This window comes from Micromonospora sp. NBC_01699 (genome assembly GCF_036250065.1).
Taxonomy (GTDB): domain Bacteria; phylum Actinomycetota; class Actinomycetes; order Mycobacteriales; family Micromonosporaceae; genus Micromonospora_G.
On the sequence record NZ_CP109199.1, the window covers coordinates 6,207,612 to 6,227,687 of the forward strand.

General features: G+C 72.6%; 18 protein-coding genes. 11 read left to right on the forward strand and 7 right to left on the reverse strand.

Annotated features, from left to right (window positions below; genetic code table 11):
- Positions 1 to 20: 20 nt before the first annotated feature.
- On the reverse strand, positions 21 to 464 hold the full coding sequence (locus OG792_RS25185) for an SRPBCC family protein (RefSeq protein ID WP_329102899.1): 444 nt from the start codon (positions 462 to 464) through the stop codon (positions 21 to 23).
- Between the two features lie 135 nt (positions 465 to 599).
- On the opposite strand from OG792_RS25185, the gene OG792_RS25190 reads away from it, so the two are divergent.
- A complete protein-coding gene (locus tag OG792_RS25190; RefSeq protein WP_329102901.1) occupies positions 600 to 1,934 on the forward strand; it encodes a GH1 family beta-glucosidase in 1,335 nt (444 codons plus the stop codon).
- The gene (locus OG792_RS25195; RefSeq protein WP_329102903.1) at positions 1,931 to 3,208 is read left to right on the forward strand and encodes an MFS transporter; all 1,278 of its coding nucleotides are present in this window, start codon (positions 1,931 to 1,933) and stop codon (positions 3,206 to 3,208) included. The genes OG792_RS25190 and OG792_RS25195 overlap by 4 nt, the downstream gene beginning before the upstream one ends.
- A 12-nt stretch (positions 3,209 to 3,220) precedes the next feature.
- On the opposite strand, the gene OG792_RS25200 is transcribed toward OG792_RS25195, so the two are convergent.
- Positions 3,221 to 4,435 (reverse strand): SLC13 family permease, encoded by a 1,215-nt coding sequence (locus tag OG792_RS25200; protein ID WP_329102906.1) that lies wholly within the window; start codon positions 4,433 to 4,435, stop codon positions 3,221 to 3,223.
- Positions 4,436 to 4,564: 129 nt separating this feature from the next.
- On the opposite strand from OG792_RS25200, the gene gltX reads away from it, so the two are divergent.
- Positions 4,565 to 5,974 (forward strand): glutamate--tRNA ligase, encoded by a 1,410-nt coding sequence (gene gltX, locus OG792_RS25205; RefSeq protein WP_329102908.1) that lies wholly within the window; start codon positions 4,565 to 4,567, stop codon positions 5,972 to 5,974.
- A gap of 123 nt (positions 5,975 to 6,097) precedes the next feature.
- Here gltX and OG792_RS25210 read toward each other — a convergent pair whose 3' ends face one another.
- Positions 6,098 to 6,700 carry a copper resistance CopC family protein gene (locus OG792_RS25210; RefSeq protein ID WP_329102910.1) on the reverse strand — a complete coding sequence of 201 codons (603 nt, stop codon included), beginning with the start codon at positions 6,698 to 6,700 and terminating at the stop codon, positions 6,098 to 6,100.
- 230 nt (positions 6,701 to 6,930) lie between these two features.
- On the opposite strand from OG792_RS25210, the gene OG792_RS25215 reads away from it, so the two are divergent.
- Positions 6,931 to 7,587 (forward strand): hypothetical protein, encoded by a 657-nt coding sequence (locus OG792_RS25215; protein WP_329102913.1) that lies wholly within the window; start codon positions 6,931 to 6,933, stop codon positions 7,585 to 7,587.
- A gap of 16 nt (positions 7,588 to 7,603) precedes the next feature.
- Here OG792_RS25215 and OG792_RS25220 read toward each other — a convergent pair whose 3' ends face one another.
- Together OG792_RS25220 and OG792_RS25225 are read right to left on the reverse strand one after the other, a co-directional pair.
- The gene (locus tag OG792_RS25220) at positions 7,604 to 8,131 is read right to left on the reverse strand and encodes a hypothetical protein (protein WP_329111622.1); all 528 of its coding nucleotides are present in this window, start codon (positions 8,129 to 8,131) and stop codon (positions 7,604 to 7,606) included.
- Between the two features lie 392 nt (positions 8,132 to 8,523).
- Positions 8,524 to 9,186: a phosphatase PAP2 family protein gene (locus tag OG792_RS25225; protein ID WP_329102914.1), complete on the reverse strand. Its 663-nt coding sequence runs from the start codon at positions 9,184 to 9,186 to the stop codon at positions 8,524 to 8,526.
- Positions 9,187 to 9,255: 69 nt separating this feature from the next.
- Here OG792_RS25225 and OG792_RS25230 point away from each other — a divergent pair, with 69 nt between their 5' ends.
- The 7 genes from OG792_RS25230 (at position 9,256) to OG792_RS25260 (ending at position 16,649) form a co-directional block, all read left to right on the forward strand.
- Positions 9,256 to 10,485, forward strand: coding sequence for a PucR family transcriptional regulator (locus tag OG792_RS25230; RefSeq protein WP_329102916.1), 1,230 nt, complete (start codon positions 9,256 to 9,258; stop codon positions 10,483 to 10,485).
- A 107-nt stretch (positions 10,486 to 10,592) separates the two neighbouring features.
- Entirely contained in the window at positions 10,593 to 11,765 is a 1,173-nt protein-coding gene (locus OG792_RS25235) for an acyltransferase domain-containing protein (protein WP_329102918.1), read from the forward strand.
- Positions 11,762 to 12,700 carry a beta-ketoacyl-ACP synthase III gene (locus OG792_RS25240; protein WP_329102920.1) on the forward strand — a complete coding sequence of 313 codons (939 nt, stop codon included), beginning with the start codon at positions 11,762 to 11,764 and terminating at the stop codon, positions 12,698 to 12,700. The genes OG792_RS25235 and OG792_RS25240 overlap by 4 nt, the downstream gene beginning before the upstream one ends.
- A 122-nt stretch (positions 12,701 to 12,822) precedes the next feature.
- On the forward strand, positions 12,823 to 13,065 hold the full coding sequence (locus OG792_RS25245; RefSeq protein ID WP_326556500.1) for an acyl carrier protein: 243 nt from the start codon (positions 12,823 to 12,825) through the stop codon (positions 13,063 to 13,065).
- A 2-nt stretch (positions 13,066 to 13,067) separates the two neighbouring features.
- Positions 13,068 to 14,291, forward strand: a complete 1,224-nt coding sequence (gene fabF, locus OG792_RS25250) for a beta-ketoacyl-ACP synthase II (protein ID WP_329102923.1) — start codon at positions 13,068 to 13,070, stop codon at positions 14,289 to 14,291.
- A gap of 64 nt (positions 14,292 to 14,355) precedes the next feature.
- A complete protein-coding gene (locus tag OG792_RS25255) occupies positions 14,356 to 15,780 on the forward strand; it encodes an acyl-CoA carboxylase subunit beta (RefSeq protein ID WP_329102925.1) in 1,425 nt (474 codons plus the stop codon).
- Between the two features lie 95 nt (positions 15,781 to 15,875).
- The gene (locus OG792_RS25260) at positions 15,876 to 16,649 is read left to right on the forward strand and encodes a class I SAM-dependent methyltransferase (protein WP_329102927.1); all 774 of its coding nucleotides are present in this window, start codon (positions 15,876 to 15,878) and stop codon (positions 16,647 to 16,649) included.
- Positions 16,650 to 16,708: 59 nt separating this feature from the next.
- Here OG792_RS25260 and OG792_RS25265 read toward each other — a convergent pair whose 3' ends face one another.
- On the reverse strand, positions 16,709 to 19,003 hold the full coding sequence (locus OG792_RS25265) for a hypothetical protein (RefSeq protein ID WP_329102929.1): 2,295 nt from the start codon (positions 19,001 to 19,003) through the stop codon (positions 16,709 to 16,711).
- Positions 19,000 to 19,986 (reverse strand): glycosyltransferase family 2 protein, encoded by a 987-nt coding sequence (locus OG792_RS25270; protein WP_442932499.1) that lies wholly within the window; start codon positions 19,984 to 19,986, stop codon positions 19,000 to 19,002. The genes OG792_RS25265 and OG792_RS25270 overlap by 4 nt, the downstream gene beginning before the upstream one ends.
- Positions 19,987 to 20,076: the final 90 nt, after the last annotated feature.

Here is a 20,076-nt window from a genome sequence, read left to right on the forward strand (position 1 = left end):
GACTGGCGCAGCGCACGGGGTCAGCTGACGGTGGCCAGGCCGGTGAGCCGCTCCAGCGAACCCTCCAGGTTGGCGCCGACCCGGCGCATGCCCCAGCGCAGCAGGGCGCCGCTGATCGGGCCGGCCGGCCAGCGCACCATGATCAGTCGTACCGCGGTGGCGTCGTCGCCGTCGGGGGCGAGTTCGACGTACACCTCGGTGCGCGCCTCGGCGCGGGCGCCGGACCCCTCGGTCCGCTCGCGCCAGGCGATCAGCGTCGGCGCCTGGTAGGCGATCACCTCGGCGTCCACGGCCGGACCCCGGATCACCCGGACCCGTTGCCGTCGGCCGAACCCCTCACCGGAGAGGACCTCGGCCTGTCTTACCCCAGCGAGCCAGGCCGGCAGCCGCTCGGCGCGCTGGACCACGTCCCACACCGAGTCGATGTCTGCCGCTACCCGCACGCTGCGTTCAATGAGCATCATCTCTAGCTGCCTCCATTGACGACATCGTACGAACATTCATTGCTTATGCGCATATTGGCACCAAACCGGACGCCTATCCAACGACACGCCGAAGGACTACTCTCCGAACAACTTTCGCGTTTCGAGGAGGGGTGGATGAGCTCGCCACTGCCCGAGTTTCCCGCCGGATTCACCTGGGGCGTCTCCACCTCGGCGTACCAGATAGAGGGCGCGACCAGCGAAGACGGCCGTGGACCGTCGATTTGGGACAGCTTCACCCACCGGCCCGGCACGGTGGTCGACGGCAGCACCGGCGACGTCGCCTGCGACCACTACCACCGCTACGCCGAGGACGTCGCCCTGCTCGCCGGGCTCGGCGTCGGGGCGTACCGGTTCTCGATCGCCTGGCCCCGGATCCAGCCCGACGGGACCGGCCCGGCCAACCCCGGCGGACTCGGCTTCTACGACCGGCTGGTCGACGGCCTGCTCGACCGCGGCATCGACCCGGTCGCCACCCTGTTCCACTGGGACCTGCCGCAGGCCCTGGAGGACAAGGGCGGCTGGCTGACCCGCGACACCGCCGGCCGGTTCGCTGACTACGCCGCCCTGGTCGCCGGCCGGCTCGGCGACCGGGTCAAACTCTGGATCACGCTCAACGAACCGTTCGTCCACATGAGTTACGGCTACGGGCTCGGCCTGCACGCGCCCGGCCGGCAGTACCTCTTCGACGCGTTCCCGGTCGCCCACCACCAACTGCTCGGGCACGGGCTCGCGGTGACCGCACTGCGGGCGCTGACCGGCAGCCCGATCGGCATCACCAACAACTACACCCCGGTCCGGGTCCAGGGCGTCACCGACGCCGACCGGGCCGCCGGGGCGACCTACCACGCGCTGCACAACCGGCTGTTCACCGACCCGATCCTCGGCCACGGCTACCCGGAGATCCCCGGCACCGACCCGTCCATCGTGCACCCGGGCGACCTCGACACCATCGCCGCGCCGATCGACGCGCTCGGCGTCAACTACTACAACCCCACCGGCGTACGCGCACCGTCCGACCCGGACAGTCCGCTCCCGTTCGACCTGGTGCCACTGGACGCGTACCCGACCACCAGTTTCGGCTGGCCGGTCGACCCGGACGGGCTGCACGAGCTGCTCACCGGCCTGCGCCGCGAGTACGGTGACCGCCTCCCGCCGATCCACATCACCGAGGGCGGCTGCTCGTACGACGACACCCTCGACGCGCACGGCCGCTGCCACGATCCGCAGCGGGTGGCGTACCTCGACGGGCACCTGCGCGCCCTGCACCGGGCGATGACCGACGGCGTCGACGTACGCGGCTACTACGTCTGGTCGCTGCTGGACAACTTCGAGTGGGCCGAGGGCTACACCAAACGCTTCGGTCTGGTGCACGTCGACTTCGACACCCTGACCCGCACCCCGAAAACCTCGTACGCCTGGTTCCGCGACACCGTCACCGGCCCGGCATGACCGCCGTGCAGCCGATCCCGGCCTCGCTGCCCGCCGCGCTCGCCGAGCCGACCGTGCCGGTCCGGCGCGGCTGGATCGCGCTGATCTTCGGCGCCAACCTCGGCGTCTGGATGGCGTTCTTCACCCCGATCCAGATCCTGCTGCCGCAGCAGGTCGAGTCGATCTCACCGGTCGGCAAGGAGGGCATGCTGGCGGTGGTGACCGGGTTCGGCGCGCTCGCCGCCGTACTGGCGAATCCGCTGGCCGGGGCGCTGTCGGACCGGACGTCGCTGCGGCTGGGCGGTCGGGCGCTCGGCCGCCGGCACGTCTGGACCGTGGTCGGCGCGCTGCTCGCCGCCGGGTCGTTCCTGCTGCTCGCCCAGCAGCGCACGATCCTCGGCGTGGCGCTGGCCTGGGTGGCCGCGCAACTGACCCTCAACGCCATGCTCGCGGCGTTGACCGCCGCCATCCCGGACCGGGTGCCGGTGGCGCAGCGCGGCGGGGTCTCCGGCTGGGTGGGCATCCCGCAGGCGCTCGGGCTGGTGGTCGGGGCGGTGCTGGTCACCACCGTGGTCACCGGCACCCGCGCCGGTTACCTGGTGGTCGCGGGCGCCCTGTTGCTGCTGGCGCTGCCGTTCGCGCTGCTGACCCCGGACGACCCGTTACCGCGTACGCACACCCCGCCGCTGCGCTGGCGGGAACTGCTCGCCGGGATGTGGGTCAGCCCGCGCCGGCACCCGGACTTCGCCTGGGCCTGGGGGACCCGGTTCCTGGTCCAGATGGGCAACGCGCTCGGCACCCTCTACCTGCTCTACTTCCTTCAGGACAAGGTCCACCACGCCGACCCGGAAGCCGGCCTGCTGGTCATGATCCTGCTCTACACCGTCGGCATGATGGCCACCGCCGTCGTCTCCGGCCGGCTGTCGGACCGTACCGGTCGGCGCAAGATCTTCGTCAGCTGGGCCGGCGTGATCATGGCGGTGGCCGCGCTGCTGCTGGCCGCCTGGCCGGTCTGGCCGGCGGCTCTGGTCGCCGCGGTGCTGCTCGGCGCCGGTTACGGGGTCTACCTGGCGGTCGACGCGGCCCTGATCACCCAGGTGTTGCCGGTCGCCACCGACCGGGGCAAGGACCTCGGCGTGATCAACATCGCGAACGCCGCACCGCAGGTGCTCGGCCCGGCGCTGTCCGCCCCGATAGTGGTGCACCTCGGCGGCTACCCCACCCTGTACGCGGTGACCGCCGCCGTCACCCTGCTCGGCAGCATCCTGGTGGTCAACATCCGGTCCGTGCAGTAGGGACGGGCGGGTTCAGCGTTCCAGCAGCAGGACGGTCACGGCGGCGGCGACCGTGACGACCGCGGTCAGCGCACCGGTGCCGAGGAAACGCGGCCAGCGCGGGCTCAGCCCGGCGGCCCGACACCGCTCCAGCCAGAGCAGGGTCGCCAGCGACGCCCAGGGCAGCACCAGCGGTCCGGCGTTGGTGCCGATCAGCAGACCCAGCAACTGGTCGGTGTGGCCGAGTGGGACGACCGCCTCGGCGGCCACGTACGCCGGCAGGTTGTTGATCAGGTTGGCCAGCACGCCGCCGGTGGCCGCGGACCGCCACACCCCCACCACGCCGGGATCGACCCCGACCAGCACGGCCAGCAGCCGGGACAGGCCGAGCCGGCCGACCGCGTCGACGATCAGGAACATGCCGCTGACCAGCGCCAGCAACCGCCACGGCACCAGGGCCCAACGCACCTGCGCCCGGTCCCGGACCGCGAACGCCACCAGCAGCACCACCGCGCCGGCCACCGACACCCCCGCGATCGGCACCCCGACCAGGATGCCCACCACGAACAGCCCGCAGGTGACCGCCGCGACCCGGAACAGCACCCGGTCGCGTGGGCGGTAGCGCGGCGGCGGCGAGTACCGCCGGTCCGGGCGCAGCCCCCGACGCCAGTAGCAGAACCACAGGCACGCCGCGGTGGCCGCCAGCGCGGCCAGCTGGGGCAGCGCCATCCGTTCGGCGAAGCCGAGCACCGGCAGCCCCACCCGGTCGGCGGCGAGCAGGTTGGTCAGGTTCGAGACCGGCAGCAGCAGGCTCGCCGTGTTCGCCAGCCAGATGGTGGTCATCGCCAGCGGCAGCGGCGCGATGCCGGCGCGGGCCGCGACCGCCAGCATCACCGGGGTGAGCAGCACAGCGGTGGTGTCCAGGTTGAGGATCATGGTGGTCGACGCGGCCAACGCCACGGCGAGCCCGAACAGCGCCGGATAGCTGCCCCGGGCCACGATCGCCATCCGGGCGGCCAGCACGTCGAAGAACTCGGCCCGCGCGGCCAACTCGGCCAGGATCAGCACCGCGAACAGGAAGACCAGGATCGGGGCGATCCGGCGCAGGGTGGCATCGGCGTCGGCCGCCGGCACCAGCCCGGTGGCGAGCAGCACCAGCCCGAGGCCGAACACACCCAGCGCGAGCCACGCCGACCAGTCCAGCCGCCGCAGCGGACCCGACCGGCGTACGGCATCCAGCGCGGCCACCGTGCCTCCCCCGTCCGCTCACGACCACCCCACCGCCCGTTACCGCTGATCAGCGGCGCGATGACGATAATCGGGCGGTTGGCGAAACCTGGTGGCGGGGGCGTACGGGTGCGCCCGTAGGCTTGGGCCGTGACTGTTCGCGTACGCTTCGCCCCCTCACCGACCGGCATGTTCCACGTCGGCGGTGCCCGCTCGGCCCTCCAGAACTGGATCTACGCCCGGCAGCAGGGCGGTGTCTTCGTGCTCCGGGTCGAGGACACCGACGCCGCCCGGAACAGGCCCGAGTGGACCGAGGGCATCCTCTCCGCGCTGGACTGGATCGGCATCGAACGCGGCAGCTACGAGGGCCCGTACTTCCAGTCCGCCAACGCCGAGCAGCACCGGGCCGCCGCCCAGAAGCTCTACGGCCTCGGCCGCGCCTACTACTGCGACTGCACCCGTGAGCAGGTCCAGGCCCGTACGGGTTCGCAGTACCAGGGCTACGACGGCTACCACCGCGACCGCAACCTCGGGCCGGGCGAGGGTCGGGCACTGCGCTTCCGTACGCCGGACGAGGGCGAGACCGTGGTGGTCGACCTGATCCGGGGCGAGCCGACGTTCGAGAACAAGCTGATCGAGGACTTCGTGATCGCCCGTGGCGACGGCTCGCCGGTCTTCCTGCTGGCCAACGTCGTGGACGACATGATCATGGAGATCAGTCACGTCATCCGGGCCGAGGAGCACCTGCCGAACACCCCCAAGCAGCAACTGCTCTGGGAGGCGCTCGGGGTGAAGCCGCCGATCTGGGCACACGTGCCGGTGGTGGTCAACGAGAAGCGGCAGAAACTGTCCAAGCGGCGCGACAAGGTGGCGCTGGAGGCGTACAAGGACGAGGGCTACCTGGCCTCGGCGATGCGCAACTACCTGATGCTGCTCGGCTGGGCGCCGTCCGGCGACCGGGAGATCGTGGCATGGTCGGTGATCGAGTCGGAGTTCCGGCTGGAGGAGGTCAACCCCTCCCCCGCGTTCTTCGACGAGAAGAAGCTGCGCGCCTTCAACGGCGACTACATCCGCGCCCTGCCGGTCGAGGAGTTCATCGCCGCCTGCACCCCGTGGCTGACCGGCACCGACACCATCGCCCCGCCGCCGTGGCAGCCGGACGAGTTCGACCCGGACGCGTTCGCGGCCGTCGCCGCGCTGGCCCAGACCCGGATCGCGGTCATGAGCGAGATCGTGCCGAACGTCGACTTCCTCTTCCTGGCCAGCCCGCTGGTGGACGAGGCGGCCTGGGCCAAGACGATGAAGGAGGGCGCGGCCGAGCTGCTCGACGCCGCGATCGTCGCCTTCGAGGCGCTGGAGACGTGGGACACCGACCCGCTCAAGACGACCCTGGAGCAGGTCGGCGCGGAGCGTGGGCTCAAGCTCGGCAAGACCCAGGCCCCGGTACGGGTCGCGGTGACCGGTCGTACGGTCGGGCTGCCGCTGTTCGAGTCGCTGGTTGTGCTGGGGCGTGAGCGTACGCTCGCTCGGCTGCGGGCTGCTCGGGTGCGGCTGCCCTGAGGCTTTTGGGGTGGGGCCCGCCGTGCCGGCGAGGGCCGTCAGGCTTGATCCCCTCGCCGGTCACGGCGGGCCCCGCCCCCGTGCTCGGCAGCGTTGGGCCGCTTCAGGGGTTGGGTTCGGTGGTCAGGTGGACTGGGAGCGGCGGCGGAGCAGTAGGGCTGCGGTCAGGGCGGCCAGCAGTAGGACGGCGGCGCCGACGGCCCAGGGCCAGCGGGCGGAGCCGCCCTGGTCGTCCGTGTCGGTGCCGGCGACCGAGGTGAGGTCGGGTCCGGCTGTTGACGGGGACGGCGTTGGTGCCGCCGTGGTCGGGGGTGTGGACGGGGTTGGTGCGGCGCTCGGGGTGGTGCCTACGGTGAGGGTGAAGCGGATGCGGCCCTTGATCGGGTGTCCGTCGCTGGACGGAAGCTCGTACCCGACGGTGTAGAGACCGGCCGGTCCGGGCCGGAAGCCGACCGTGACCTTGGAGCCGGAAAAGGTCGGTTCGGCACTTGCAGCCGAAACGTTATCCGGCCCGACCAGGGTGATTTTCGTGGCCCGTGGGTCGAGTCGGGCCAGGAAGCTCAGGGTCACCCGGGCCGGCGCCCGGTCCAGACTGACCCCGTCCTTCGGATCGCTGCTGGTCAGCGAGTTGTGTGCGGCGGCCGGCGTGGCCGTCAGCAGTACGCAGGCAACACCGGCGATGGCGCCCAGTAGCAGGCCCGTCGCCCGGATGAATTTGCCCCCCATGGAGTCCTCCGCGAAGATACGATTCGGCCACCGATCAACGGCTCGTCACTAAGTCGACCCTAGATCGCAGATAGTTCCAAATACTGCTCGAACAGGTGCAACCGAGCGGCGTTCTGCGGAGTCTGTGTAGTGAGCGCGACGAACCTGCCCCGGCAGCAGACCGCACTCCGATCAACCCAGTGCGTGACCTGCATCAAGGCCATCCATCGAACGGGGCGAGGAGGTCAGCGATGATCAGAGGGAAGAAGCACCGACCAACGCTCGTCGTCGCGCTGCTGATCGCGATGGTCTCCTGGCTCGGTCTGGCCGCCACCCCCGCGTCCGCCGCACCGCCGCCCGCCGCCCCGAACTCGGTCACCATCACCGGTGACGGGGTCGCCGCACCGCTGATCATCCGCGCCGAGGGCGACCAGGAGATCTTCGCCGCCGTGCTCGACCAGGTCGGCTGGCTGCGGGGCACCGGTCAGACCAGTTCCCCGGCCGCCGGCGACCTCGGCCCGAAGTTCGTCGTGACGGTGCTGATCGACGACGCGCCGAAGCAGGCGTACGACCTCTATCCGCTGGCCAAGGGCGGGCCCCGGGCGTTCCGCCCGGCGAAGCAGCCGGACGGCGGCAGGGTCGCCCCGGCCTGGTTCTTCGGCCGGCTCTCGATGTCGGAGACGTTGCAGGCCGCCGGGGTGCCACTGCCGGCCCAGACCAATGTGGTCAACGGCGGCATCGGCGGCGGCGAGCGGGTGATCCGGGAGGACTCGCTGACCCCGGGCAAGGACCTCGGCCAGATGCTCACCGACCTGCGCGGCCTGCTGCTGCTCAACGGTGCCGTGGTGGTCGCGATCACGATCTGCCTGGCCGGCATCGCGCTGCTGGTCCGCCGCCGCACCCGTTAGGGCCAGTCGCGCAACCTCAGCACCACCGGTCCGGGGGTCGCTGCCGCCGGTCGCCGCGTACCCGTGGCCGGACCGCGCCGTGCCGGTGTCCGCCGGCCCAACCGGGTCGGTCCGGCTGGCAGGACGGCGCCCGGTGCAGGTCGCCACCGACCTGGTCGGTCACATCCGCCGGGTCGGTCTCGTCGGTGGTCGCACCGGTGGTGCCGGAGGTCCCGGCCGGCTCGGCGGTCCGCTGCACCGGCTCGGCGGTCCGCTGTCGGGGCACCAGGGCGCCGACCACCACCTCGACCACACCGTCGTCGGCCAGCGGCTCCGGGATCGGCGCGCCGATCGGTCCCACGCTGGCCGCCGCGGTCAACGCCGGGCCCGCCCCGGTCGAGCCGGAGCCGGCCACACCGGGTCCCATCTCGGCCCCGGCCGGCACCGCCCCGCATACCCAACGCATCGACTTGCCCGTGAAGGAAGTCGACTGCTCGTCCTGGTCGCCCCGGAACAGCGGCTGATCGCCGCGGGCGCGGCCATGCTCGGCCTCCCCGTGCGCCATCCGGCCTCCTCTTGCTCTTTGTCGCCGTCGCCGTGTGGGCGGTCCCCCGGACGGCCCAGCTCGTCGGTGGTGGTGACCATCGCGGGACTGTGGCATGCCGTACCAGGCACTCTCACCGTACTGGCCTGGGCTGACGGGTCCGACGCCGCCGTGGTTGGAGATCGAATGGCGCTGCGGAGCGGGCCCGGCTGCGCGTCGTGTCCCGGTTCGGCAGAATCTCCCGCTGACCGGTCGTACGGCGCTGTACGGCCATCCGTCGATCCCACCACACCGCCGGGCCGTTGCCATCCGACGAATCGATGACGCGTACGGGCCACGGCTCCGTCAATCGACGGAGGGACATCCCATGATCACGAAGAGTCCGGCCGGGCCGGAGCCGGATTCCGCCCCGGTCAGCGGGGCGTCCGATTCGCGGCCGGCACGGGGACCGGCCGGCGGGGCACGAGGCGGTCCACGGCGTACGTCACCGGGGGGACCACGGCCAGCGCGAGCAGCCAGCCACCGAGCACGTCGGCCGGCCAGTGGGCCAGCAGCGCCAGCCGGGTCAGTCCGATGAAGATCGCGAAGGCCGCCGCGAGCGCGACCGCGACGATCCGCCCGGTCCGCGCCAGCCGGGGCCAGAGCAGCAGTACGGCCAGCAGCGCCGCCGCGCTCGCGTTGCTGGTGTGCCCACTGGGGAAGCCGTTGCTGTGCACCACGACGAAGCCGTCCACCGGGCGGGGGTGGTGCACCCACAGGTGCATCAGGCTCCACAGCACCGGCACCAGCACGGTGACCGCGGCACAGCAGGCCGCGAACCGGCGCTCACCGGAGGCCAGCAGACCGGTGGTGATCACCGCGCCGGCGATCAGGAACGGGATCGTGGCGGCCACGTCGGTGGCCAGCCGCAGCGCCGTGACCAGGGTGGGGCGCTGGTCGCCGTACCCCCGGAAGGCGTCGCTGACCGCGGCGTCGAAGCCGTCCAGCGGCGCCCAGCCACCGACCACCAGTCCGAACAGGGCCAGGAAGGCGACCAGCGCGAGCAGCGGCAGCGCGACCGGCGGGCGGGCGATCATCCCAGCATGATGGCACGCCCGCCCCGCCCCGAACGGCCGACGTACGGGCCGGCGTGACAGGGTGACGGGGTGACCGAGGCGGATGGTGGGGAGCTGGCCGCCACCCTGCGTCGGATCGAACGCGCGGCGGGCACCCTGGCCACCGCGAGCATGGCCCGGATGGACGAGACCCTGCCCTGGTTCCGGGGACTGCCGGCCGAACAGCGGGCCTGGGTCATGCTGGTCGCGCAGTCCGGCGTCAGCTCCCTGGTCGAGTGGCTGCGCCATGGCGGTGGCGCCCGGGAGAACCCGCAGGAGGTCTCCGACGAGGTGTTCGCCTCGGCGCCCCGGGCGCTGGCCCGGTCGATCAGCCTGCAACAGACCGTCGCCCTGATCAAGGTGACCATCGACGTGGTCGAGGAGCAGGTGCCGGAGCTGGCCGCGCCCGGCGAGGAGCAACTGCTCCGCGAGGTGGTGCTGAAGTTCTCCCGCGAGATCGCGTTCGCCGCCGCCCGGGTGTACGCGCGGGCCGCCGAGACGCGCGGCGCCTGGGATGCCAGGTTGCAGGCCCTGCTGGTGGATGCCCTGCTGCGCGGCGACTCGTCCGACGTGTTGGCCAGCCGGGCGGCGGCGCTCGGCTGGGCGGACGCCCCGCCGGTGTCGGTCGCGGTCGGCCGCTCCCCCGGCGGCGAGGTGGCGGCGGTGTTGCACACCCTCTACCGGGCGGCCCGGCGGATCGGGGTGGAGACGATCGGCGGCGTGCACGGGGACCGGCTGGTGCTGGTCCTCGGCGGGGCGGTGGACCCGCTGGCGGCGACCGGGCGGCTGCTCGGCGGCTTCGGTGACGGCCCGGTGGTGGTCGGCCCGGCCGTGCCGAGCCTGGACGAGGCGACCGACTCGGCCCGCGCCGCGCTGTCCGGGTTCCGGGCGGCTCCGGCGTGGCCCGGCGCGCCGCGCCCGGTGGCCGCGGTCGACCTGCTGCCGGAGCGGGCCCTCGCGGGCGACTCGGAGGCCCGGCGCGGGCTGCGGCAGGGCGTGTACGCGCCGCTGGTCCGGGCCGGCGGTGAGTTGTTGGAGACGATGGACGCCTTCTTCGCCGCCGGTGGGGTGCTGGAGAGCGCGGCCCGCGCGCTGTTCGTCCATCCGAACACGGTGCGTTACCGGCTGCGCCGGATCGCCGACGTGACCGGGTTCTCGCCACTGACCCCGCGGGACGCGTTCGCGTTGCGGATGGCGCTGACGATCGGCCGGTTGGACCCGGCCGCACCCGGCTTCGGCGGACCCGGACATGAACGACCGTTTACCACAAAGGGTTCATAACCTGCATCACCACCACCGATCTTTGTAGGAACCCCACAAAGGTCGTAGTGTGGTTTGGTGGCTTGCGGCAAGCACGTGACCGACCAGTATCCAGCAGAGTCATAACCGTGCTCGCCGTACTCTCGCCTGGCCAGGGCTCACAGAAGCCCGGCTTCCTCACTCCCTGGCTCGACCTGACCGGCACGGAGGCGCGACTGCGCTGGTGGTCCGCACTCGCCGGAGTGGACCTCGTCCACCTCGGCACCACCGCCGACGCGGACGAGATCAAGGACACCGCGCGCACCCAGCCGCTGCTGGTCGCCGCCGCGCTGCTCGCCGCCGAACACCTCCCGATGTACGACGTCAGCCTCACCGCCGGCCACAGCGTCGGCGAACTGGGTGCCGCCGCCCTGGCCGGCGTACTGCCCGCCGAGGCCGCCATCACCCTGGCCGGCGTACGCGGCCGGGAGATGGCCGCCGCCTGCGCGCTCGAACCGACCGGTATGGCCGCCCTGCTCGGCGGCGACCCGGAACAGGTCATCGCCGCGATCGAGGCCCACGGCCTCTACCCGGCCAATCTCAACGGCGCCGGCCAGATCGTCGCCGCCGGTGCCGTCGACCGGCTGGAGAAGCTCGCCGCCGAGCCGCCGGCCGGATCCCGGGTACGCCTGCTCCAGGTCGCCGGCGCCTTCCACAGCCCGTACATGGCCCCGGCCGAGCAGGCGCTCGCCGGCATCGCCGCCGGCATCGTGCCGACCGACCCGGTCCGGCTGCTGCTGTCCAACCTCGACGGCGCCGCCGTCAACCACGGTCGGGACATGCTCCAGCGGCTGGTCCGGCAGGTGACCGCCCCGGTGCGCTGGGACCTGTGCATGGCCACCCTGGCCGACCTCGGCGTCACCGGCGTGATCGAACTTCCGCCGGCCGGCACCCTCGCCGGGCTGGTCAAGCGCGAGCTCAAGGCCACCGGGGTGCCGGAGATCGTCACCCTCAACACCCCCGACGACCTGCCCGCCGCCCGCGACCTGATCGCGCGGCATGGGATGGCTCCCAGTCACGAACCCACCATGCAGTTCCGGGTGGTGGTCGCGCCGAGCGCGGGTACGTTCGTACCCGCCGTCGACCTCAACGAGGGCGACACGATCAAGTCCGGGCAGTCCATCGGCCACGTCACCAGCCGGCAGGGGCCGACCGAGGTGGCCGCGCACTGCTCCGGAGTGCTCACCGAATGGCTGGCCTCACCCGACGACCCGGTCGCCCCGGGCCAACCCCTCGCCCGCATCGGAGGACACCTTTCATGAGTCGCATCGTCGCCATGGGGCACTACCAGCCATCCCGGGTCCTCACCAACGACGACCTGGCCAAGATCGTCGACACCAACGACGAGTGGATCCGGGACCGGGTCGGCATCGTCACCCGCCGGATCGCCGACAGCGAGACCGTCAGTGACATGGCCACCGCCGCGGCCGACACCGCGCTGGCCAAGTCCGGGCTCACCGCCGCCGACATCGACATGGTCGTCGTCGCCACCTGCTCGTCGATCGACCGCAGCCCGAACGTCGCCTGCCGGGTCGCCGCCAAGCTCGGCATCGACGCCCCCGCCGCGTTCGACCTCAACACCGCCTGCTCCGGCTTCTCCTACGCCCTCGGCACGGCCGACCACGCGCTGCGCGCCGGAGCTGCCCGCAACGCCCTGGTCATCGGCGCCGAGAAGCTCTCCGACTTCACCGACTGGACCGACCGCTCGACCTGCATCATCTTCGGTGACGGCGCCGGTGCCGCGGTGGTCAGCGCCCAGGACGACGGCGACACCCCGGGCATCGGCCCGGTCGTCTGGGGCTCGGTGCCGGAGAAGAGCGACGCCGTACGGATCGAGGGCTGGCGCCCGTACATCCAGCAGGAGGGCCAGACGGTCTTCCGCTGGGCGACCACCGCGCTCGCCCCGCTCGCCCTCCAGGCGTGCGAGCGGGCCGGGGTGGCCCCGGAGGACATCGCCGCGTTCGTGCCGCACCAGGCCAACCTGCGGATCATCGAGGGCATCGCCAAGCGCCTCGGCATGCCCAACGCGGTGATCGCCCGGGACATCGTCGAGTCCGGCAACACCTCGGCGGCGAGCGTACCGCTGGCCCTGTCCAAGCTGGTCGACCAGCGGGCCATCGCCAAGGGCGCCCCGGTCCTGCTGTTCGGCTTCGGCGGCGGTCTCACCTACGCCGGCCAGGTCGTCCGCTGCCCCTGAGCCCCGCCCCCCGGTACGCCACCCGGCGGACCACCAGAAACCCCACCGGCCGGCACGCGCGGTCCGGTGCAGGCGGTATCGTCCGCCAGCGCAGATCCACTTACCGAGAGGAAACCAGCACCATGACGACCCGTGACGAGATCACCGCCGGCCTCGCCGAGATCCTCGAAGAGGTTGCCGGGGTGAACCCGGACGACGTCGCCGAGGAGAAGTCGTTCACCGACGACCTTGACGTCGACTCGCTCTCCATGGTCGAGGTCGTCGTCGCGGCCGAGGAGAAGTTCGGCGTGAAGATCCCCGACAACGAGGTACAGAACCTGAAGACCGTGGGCGACGCGGTCGCCTACATCGAGGCACAGTCCTGATCATGACTCGCCCCGACGTCGTCGTCACCGGGCTCGGCGCGACGACCCCGCTCGGCGGGGACGTCGCGTCGACCTGGGACGCCATGCTCGCCGGCCACTCCGGGGTGGGACCGCTCACCCAGGAGTGGGCCGCGCAACTACCGGTCCGGATCGCCGCCGAGCTGGCGGTCGACCCGTCCGAGGTACTCGACCGGGTCAAGCTGCGCCGGCTCGACCGGTCCGAGGCGATCGCCCTGATCGCCGCCCACGAGGCGTGGGCCGACTCCGGGCTGGCCGACTCCGGCCTGGACCCGGAGCGGCTCGGGGTCAGCGTCGGCACCGGCATCGGTGGCGCGCAGACCCTGCTCGCCCAGGACGACATCCTGGAGGCGAAGGGGCCGCGGCGGGTCTCCCCGCACACCGTCCCGATGCTGATGCCGAACGGACCGGCAGCCTGGGTCGGGCTCGAACTCGGCGCCCAGGCCGGCGTGCACTCGGTCGCCAGCGCCTGCGCGACCGGCGCGGAAGCGATCGCGCTCGGACTGGACATGATCAGGTCGGGTCGCGCCGACGTGGTCGTCGCCGGTGGCACCGAGGCGGTCATCCACCCGCTGCCGATCGCCGGTTTCGCCTCGGCGCGGGCCATGTCGATCCGCAACGACGACCCGCTGACCGCGTCCCGCCCCTGGGACAAGGGCCGGGACGGGTTCGTCCTCGGTGAGGGCGCCGGGGTGCTCGTCCTCGAACGGGCCGACCACGCCGCCGCTCGCGGCGCGCGGGTCTACGCCAGGCTCGCCGGGGCCGGGATCACCTCCGACGGGTACGACATCGTCCAGCCGCACCCGGAGGGCGCCGGTTTCAAGCGGGCGATCCGGTTCGCACTGGCCGACGCGGACCTCGACCGGTCGGACATCGTGCACGTCAACGCGCACGCCACCTCCACCCCGGTCGGCGACATGCTGGAGGTCGCCGGTCTGCGTGCCGCCCTCGGCGACCACCCCGTGTTGACCGCCACGAAGTCGCTGATCGGGCACCTGCTCGGCGCGGCGGGCGCGGTCGAGTCGATCGCGACCATCCTGTCCATCCGGGACTCGATCGTCCCGCCGACGATCAACCTCGACGACCCGGAGGACGGCCTGCTCGACGTGGTCGCCCACAAGGCGCGTCACCTTGACATTCCCGCAGCTCTGAACAATTCGTTCGGCTTCGGCGGGCATAACGTGGCTCTCATCTTCACGCGGGCCTGAGACCATCTGCCTGCTCCGGTCGGGTACGCCCGCGTACCCGACCGGGGTGTGATTGGAGGCGTACGTGACCACCACTTCTGTCAGCGCTGATTCCTCGACCGTCGACTACCGCGACCCCGAGTTGCGGCTCCGGTCCCTGTTCGACGCCGGTTCGCTGCGCCTGCTGGTGCCGCGCGACGACTCGGGCGTGCTCTGGGCCCGGGGCGAGGTCGACGGCACCCCGGCCGTCGCGTACGCCACCGACGCGACCCGGATGGGCGGCGCGATGGGCACCGTCGGGTGCCAGCACATCGTCGACGCGATCGACACCGCCGTACGCGACCGGGTACCGGTGCTCGGCCTCTGGCACTCCGGCGGCGCCCGGCTGGCCGAGGGCGTGGTCGCACTCGACGCGGTCGGCCAGGTCTTCGCCGCCATGGTGCGCGCCTCCGGGCAGGTGCCGCAGATCTCGGTGGTGCTCGGCCCGGCGGCCGGCGGTGCCGCGTACGGACCGGCACTGACCGACATCGTGGTGATGAGCGGCGCCGGCCGGATCTTCGTGACCGGGCCGGAGGTGGTCCGCAGCGTCACCGGCGAGCAGGTCGACATGGAGCGCCTCGGCGGCCCCGAGCCGCACGGCCGGCGCTCCGGCGTGGTGCACGTGACCACGAAGGACGACGCGTCGGCCCTGGTCGAGGCACGGAAGCTGGCCGCGCTGCTGGGTCACCAGGGGCGGCTGAGCCCGGCCGACATCCCGCCGACCGCCCAGGACGGCCACGACCTCGCCGCGCTGATGCCGCCGGAGCCGAACCGGGCGTACGACGTCAAGCCGGTGGTGAAGGCGCTGCTCGACGCCGCCGGGGTGGAACTGCACGCCAAGTGGGCGCCGAACGTGGTGACCGTGCTCGGTCGCTTCGCCGGTCGTACCGTCGGCGTGATCGCAAACAACCCGCTGCGGCTCGGCGGCTGCCTGGACGCGTCCAGCGCCGAGAAGGCGGCCCGGTTCGTGCGGATGTGCGACGCGCTCGGCGTACCGCTGATCGTGCTGGTCGACGTGCCGGGTTACCTGCCCGGTCTGGGCCAGGAGTGGGACGGCGTGGTACGCCGCGGCGCCAAGCTGCTGCACGCCTTCGCCGAGGCGGTAGTGCCCCGGGTGACCCTGGTGACCCGCAAGGCGTACGGCGGCGCGTACATCGCGATGAACTCCCGTTCGCTGGGTGCCACCGCGGTCTTCGCCTGGCCGAACGCCGAGGTCGCCGTGATGGGCGCGTCGGCGGCGGTCAACATCCTGCACCGCAAGAAGATCGCCGCCACCCCGGCCGCCGAGCGTGAGGCGATGCGGGCGCAGCTGATCGAGGAGCAGACCAAGACCGCGGGCGGGGTGAACCGGGCGCTGGAGATCGGCGTGGTCGACGACGTGATCGAGCCCGCCTCGACCCGGCGACGGATCGCCGAGGCGCTGGCCGGTGCTCCGGCCGCACGCGGCGCCCACGGCAACATCCCGCTGTAGTTCCCCGGTACGTCAAGGGGCTCCGGTATCTCCGGGGCCCCTTCGCCGTACTCCTGCGGCCTGCCGCCCGGCGCGGTGGCCTAGGGTGAACCCCCGTGGAAGCGACCGAGATCCGCAAGCTGGCCGCCCTGGAGGACTCCCACTGGTGGTACCGGGAGCGGCGGGCCCTGTTGGCCCGCTCGCTGCGCCGGCTCGCCGCCGCCGGCCAGGGCCCGCACCGGGCCGGGCCGGGCGGGTCGGCGGCTCCCGCCGGAGCGGGACCGGAAGCGGCCGGCGACCGGGCGTTGGACATCGGTGCCGCCGGGGGTGGCAACACCCGGGTGCTGCGGGCGCACGGCTGGCGGCCGGTGGCGCTGGAGTACAGCGCCGAGGGCGCGCAGGTGGCCGCCGAACGCGGTCTGCACGTGCTCCGCGCCGACGCCCGGCACCTGCCGCTGCCGTCGGCGAGCCTCGGTCTGGTGGTCGCCTTCGACATCCTCGAACACATCGACGAGGACGATCTCGCCGCGGCGGAGATCCGGCGTACGCTGCGGCCGGGCGGGACCGCGCTGATCGCCGTACCGTGTGACATGCGGTTGTGGTCTGCCCACGACGTGGCGGTCGGTCACGTCCGGCGGTACGACCGGACCTCGCTGGTGTCGGTGCTGGAGCGGTCCGGCCTGGTGGTCGACGAACTCTGGAGCTGGAACGTGGTGCTCCGCCCGGTGGCCGCCTGGCGCCGCCGCAAGTCCACCGGCAGCGACCTCGACAACCCGCCGGCCCTGGTCAACCTAGCCCTCCGAACGATCATCACCGCCGAACGCCACCTCCCCGTCAAGTCCCTCCCCGGCGTCTCCCTCATGCTCCGCGCCCACCGCCCCTCCCCATGATCGCCACTAGTACAGGGAAGAGTGCCGCCCTGCGAACGGGGCGGGCGGGGAGGGCGGGGTCAGGGGTGGAGTTCGTAGATGGCTAGGGGGCCGTTGTCGAAGCGGGGGGTAGCCAGGGTGGCGAGGGCGGGGGACTCGGTGGCGGTGGTGCGGTCGGCGACCAGCCAGCGGACGTTGTAGCGGGTGCGGAGGGTGGACAGACCCTCGGGGGTTGGTGCGGTGAAGGCGTCGTCGTTGGCGCGCAGGCGCTCCGGGTCCCAGAACGGGGCGTACGGGCCGCCGGGCAGCCCGACCATCCGGGGCGCGAACGACCAGCCCTCGACCAGCACCGAGCGCTCGGTGTAGGCGCTCAGCCAGAACGAGCGGGCGTCGCACGAGCCGTCGACCATCGCCCGGCAGTGCACGTTGGTGGCGACCACGTCGTCCGGTTCGCTGTGCTCGTACAGCCAGCGGGCGGCGGTCACCCGGGACGCCGGCATCGGCACCACCGCGTACGCGCCGCCGTTGGGGTAGCGGTGTCCCGCCCACGCGTCCATCACCAGTCCCGGTGCCCCGGCGACCAGTACGCCGGTGAGCAGGATCGCCGCCCCGCGCCCGCGCAACCGGGGCCAGCGTCCGGCCAGTGCCGGCCAGAGCAGCAGCCCGAGTACGGCGAGCCCGGCGAGCGCCGCCGCCCACCAGAGCAGCGGCCGGAGCGGGTCCCAGCTCGGCGCGCGGTAGACCCCGGCCGGGTAACCGAGCTGGATCAGGCTCAGGACGAACGCGAACCCGGCCGCGCCGACCCCGAGCAGGATCCGGCTGCGGATGGTCAGCCGGGCCCGTTCGAGCAGTTCGGCGTAACCCCAGGCGGAGGCGATCACGCCGAACGCGAAGCCGGCCCGGATGAAGTACTGGTTGCTGCTGCCGGGGTGGCCGACGAGCAGGTAGATCGCCGGGCCGGCGAGGGCGCCGCCGAGTAGGAACACCTGCACCGGTTCGAGCCGGAACCGGCGGTACCGGACCAGCGCGACGATGCCGGCCAGCCGCAGGTGCAGGTTGACCAGGAAGGCGAGCCCGACGGCGACCCAGAGCAGGGCGGTGGTGCCGGCCGGGCGGTCGACCGTGCCGACGAAGGGCCGCAGGCCGGAGAACGGGTCGATGGTGACGCCGTGGCTCTCGAACGCGAACAGGATAGCGGTGGCGAAGCCCTGGGCGGCCAGGGCCAGCATTCCGGCGAGGATCACCGGCCAGGCCAGCCGGCGGCGTACCACCAGGGTCACCAGGGCGGTCAGCGCGAGGGCGACGGCGACGACCGGGACCGTACTGGCCTTGGCGCCGGTGGAGGCGGCCAGCAGGAGCGCGGCGAGCACCCAGGCGCCCCGACCCAGGGGTGGCACCCGCACGTCGCGGGCCGGGCCGATCCGGTCGGCCAGGACCGCGATCAGTGGCAACAGCAACACCCAGCTGTACGTCATCGACGGGCTGCCCCAGACGATGAACGTGGCCTGGGTGCCGAAGAGTTGGCGGATCCCGTTCTCGTAGCCGAACTCGCCGATGGTGAACATCAGTGCCGCCGCGCCCGCGCCCGCGTACGCCCGGCCGGTGATCCGCCAGCCGACGACCGCCACCAGCAGCACCGCGAGCAGGCAGAGCGCCGGTACGGCCAGCCGGAAGAAGACCGTGGGCAGGTCGACCCCGCTGACCAGGCTCGCCGCCGCCATGTGGGCGAAGCCGAACCAGTGGTAGTGCAGTGGTTCGCCGGCCACCTGCGGCACGTCCGGCGGCATCTGGTGGGTGGCGGCACCGGCGATGGAAAGCTGGAACGGCAGGTCGATGTACTGCGCCTGCCCTTCCCCGGTGGGCAGGATCGGGTTGCGGTAGAGGAACGACTCGGCGAGGTACGCGGTGAAGCCGACGATCACGGCCGCGACCGACCAGGCCCAGCCGGTTGGGACCGGGGTGTAGCCGCGGACCCGCCAGTGCCGGCGCAGTCGCGGTACGGCGAGGAACGGCAGCAGCACCGCGACCGGCCAGTAGCGGAGCCAGGATTCGAGCCCGAGTCCGGTCAGGACGGCCCAGGCGGCCAGTTCCAGCACCAGTCCGACGGCGGCGCCGACGGCCAGGTCCTCGACCAGGGTGTGCGGTCGGGCGCGCAGCGCCCGGTAGACCAGGGTGCCGGGCAGCACGACGGCCAGCAGGGCGTAGCCGGTGTAGCGGGCGATGTCGAGGGCCGGGGTGCCGGCGTCGAGCAGGATGGCGGTGAGGACGACGAGGACCGCCCCGGCGGGTGCGTACCGGCGCAGGGTGTCGACGGCGGACGCGGGCCGGTCGCTCGGGGTGCGCAGGGCGGGTGCGCCCGAGGTGACGGCGGTCAACGGAGCGTGTCGGCGAGGGCGGCCACGTCGTCGGCGCCGGCGATGCCGGTCGCGTCGGTGGGCGCGGTGTCGGTGGGCGGCGGGTCGTCGGCGCTGTCGGTAGCGACGAAGTACGCCGGCCGCGCCTGCACCGCCGTGTAGATCCGGGCCACGTACTCCCCCAGCAGGCCGAGACAGAGCAGTTGTACGGCGCCGAGGAACAGCACCGCCACGTAGAGTGAGGGCCAGCCGCTGACCGTCGCGCCGAAGAAGTACGCGACCACGGCCACCACCACCAGCAGCGCGCAGACCGCCACCCCGGCCAGGCCGAGCCAGGTGGCGAAGCGCAGCGGGGCGGCGGAGAAGCTGGTCACGCTGTCGGCGGCGAGGCCGACCATCCGGGACACCGGGTACTTGGTCCGCCCGGCCGCCCGCTCGTCGCGCAGGTAGGTCACCTCGCCGCTGGGAAAACCGAGCCAGGGTACGACCAGCCGGAGCACCGGGGTCCGTTCCGGCAACTCCCGCAGCGCCTCCACCGCGGCCCGGCTGAGCAGGCGGAAGTCACCGGCCTGGGCGGGCACCTGCTTGCCGACCAGCCGTCGCATCAGCCGGTAGTAGAGCCCGGCGGTCCACCGCTTGAAGACCGTGTCGCTGCTCCGGTCGGCGCGCACGCCGTACACGATGTCGAGCTGTCGGGTGCGGGCGACCCGCAGCATCTCGGCGATGGTCTCCGGCGGATCCTGGAGGTCGGCGTCGATGCTGACCACGTGCTCGCCCCGGGCCCGCAGCACCCCGGCGACGAGCGCGGCCTGGTGTCCGCTGTTGCGCCGCAGCCGGAGCACCCGCAGTTGGGGCCAGTGGGCCCGGATTCCGGTCAGCGCGACGGCGGTGCCGTCGGTGCTGCCGTCGTCGACCGCGACCACCTCGTAGGGCTCGCCGAGCCCGTCGAGGGCGCCGCGCAGCCGCTCGACCAGCAGCGGCAGCACGCTTTCCTCGTTGAACATCGGCACGACCACGGACAGCGCCGGTCCCGGTTGCGTCACGGCCCGCGCACCCCCGTTCCGGTCGACCCGGCGGACTTCCGAACGCTACCA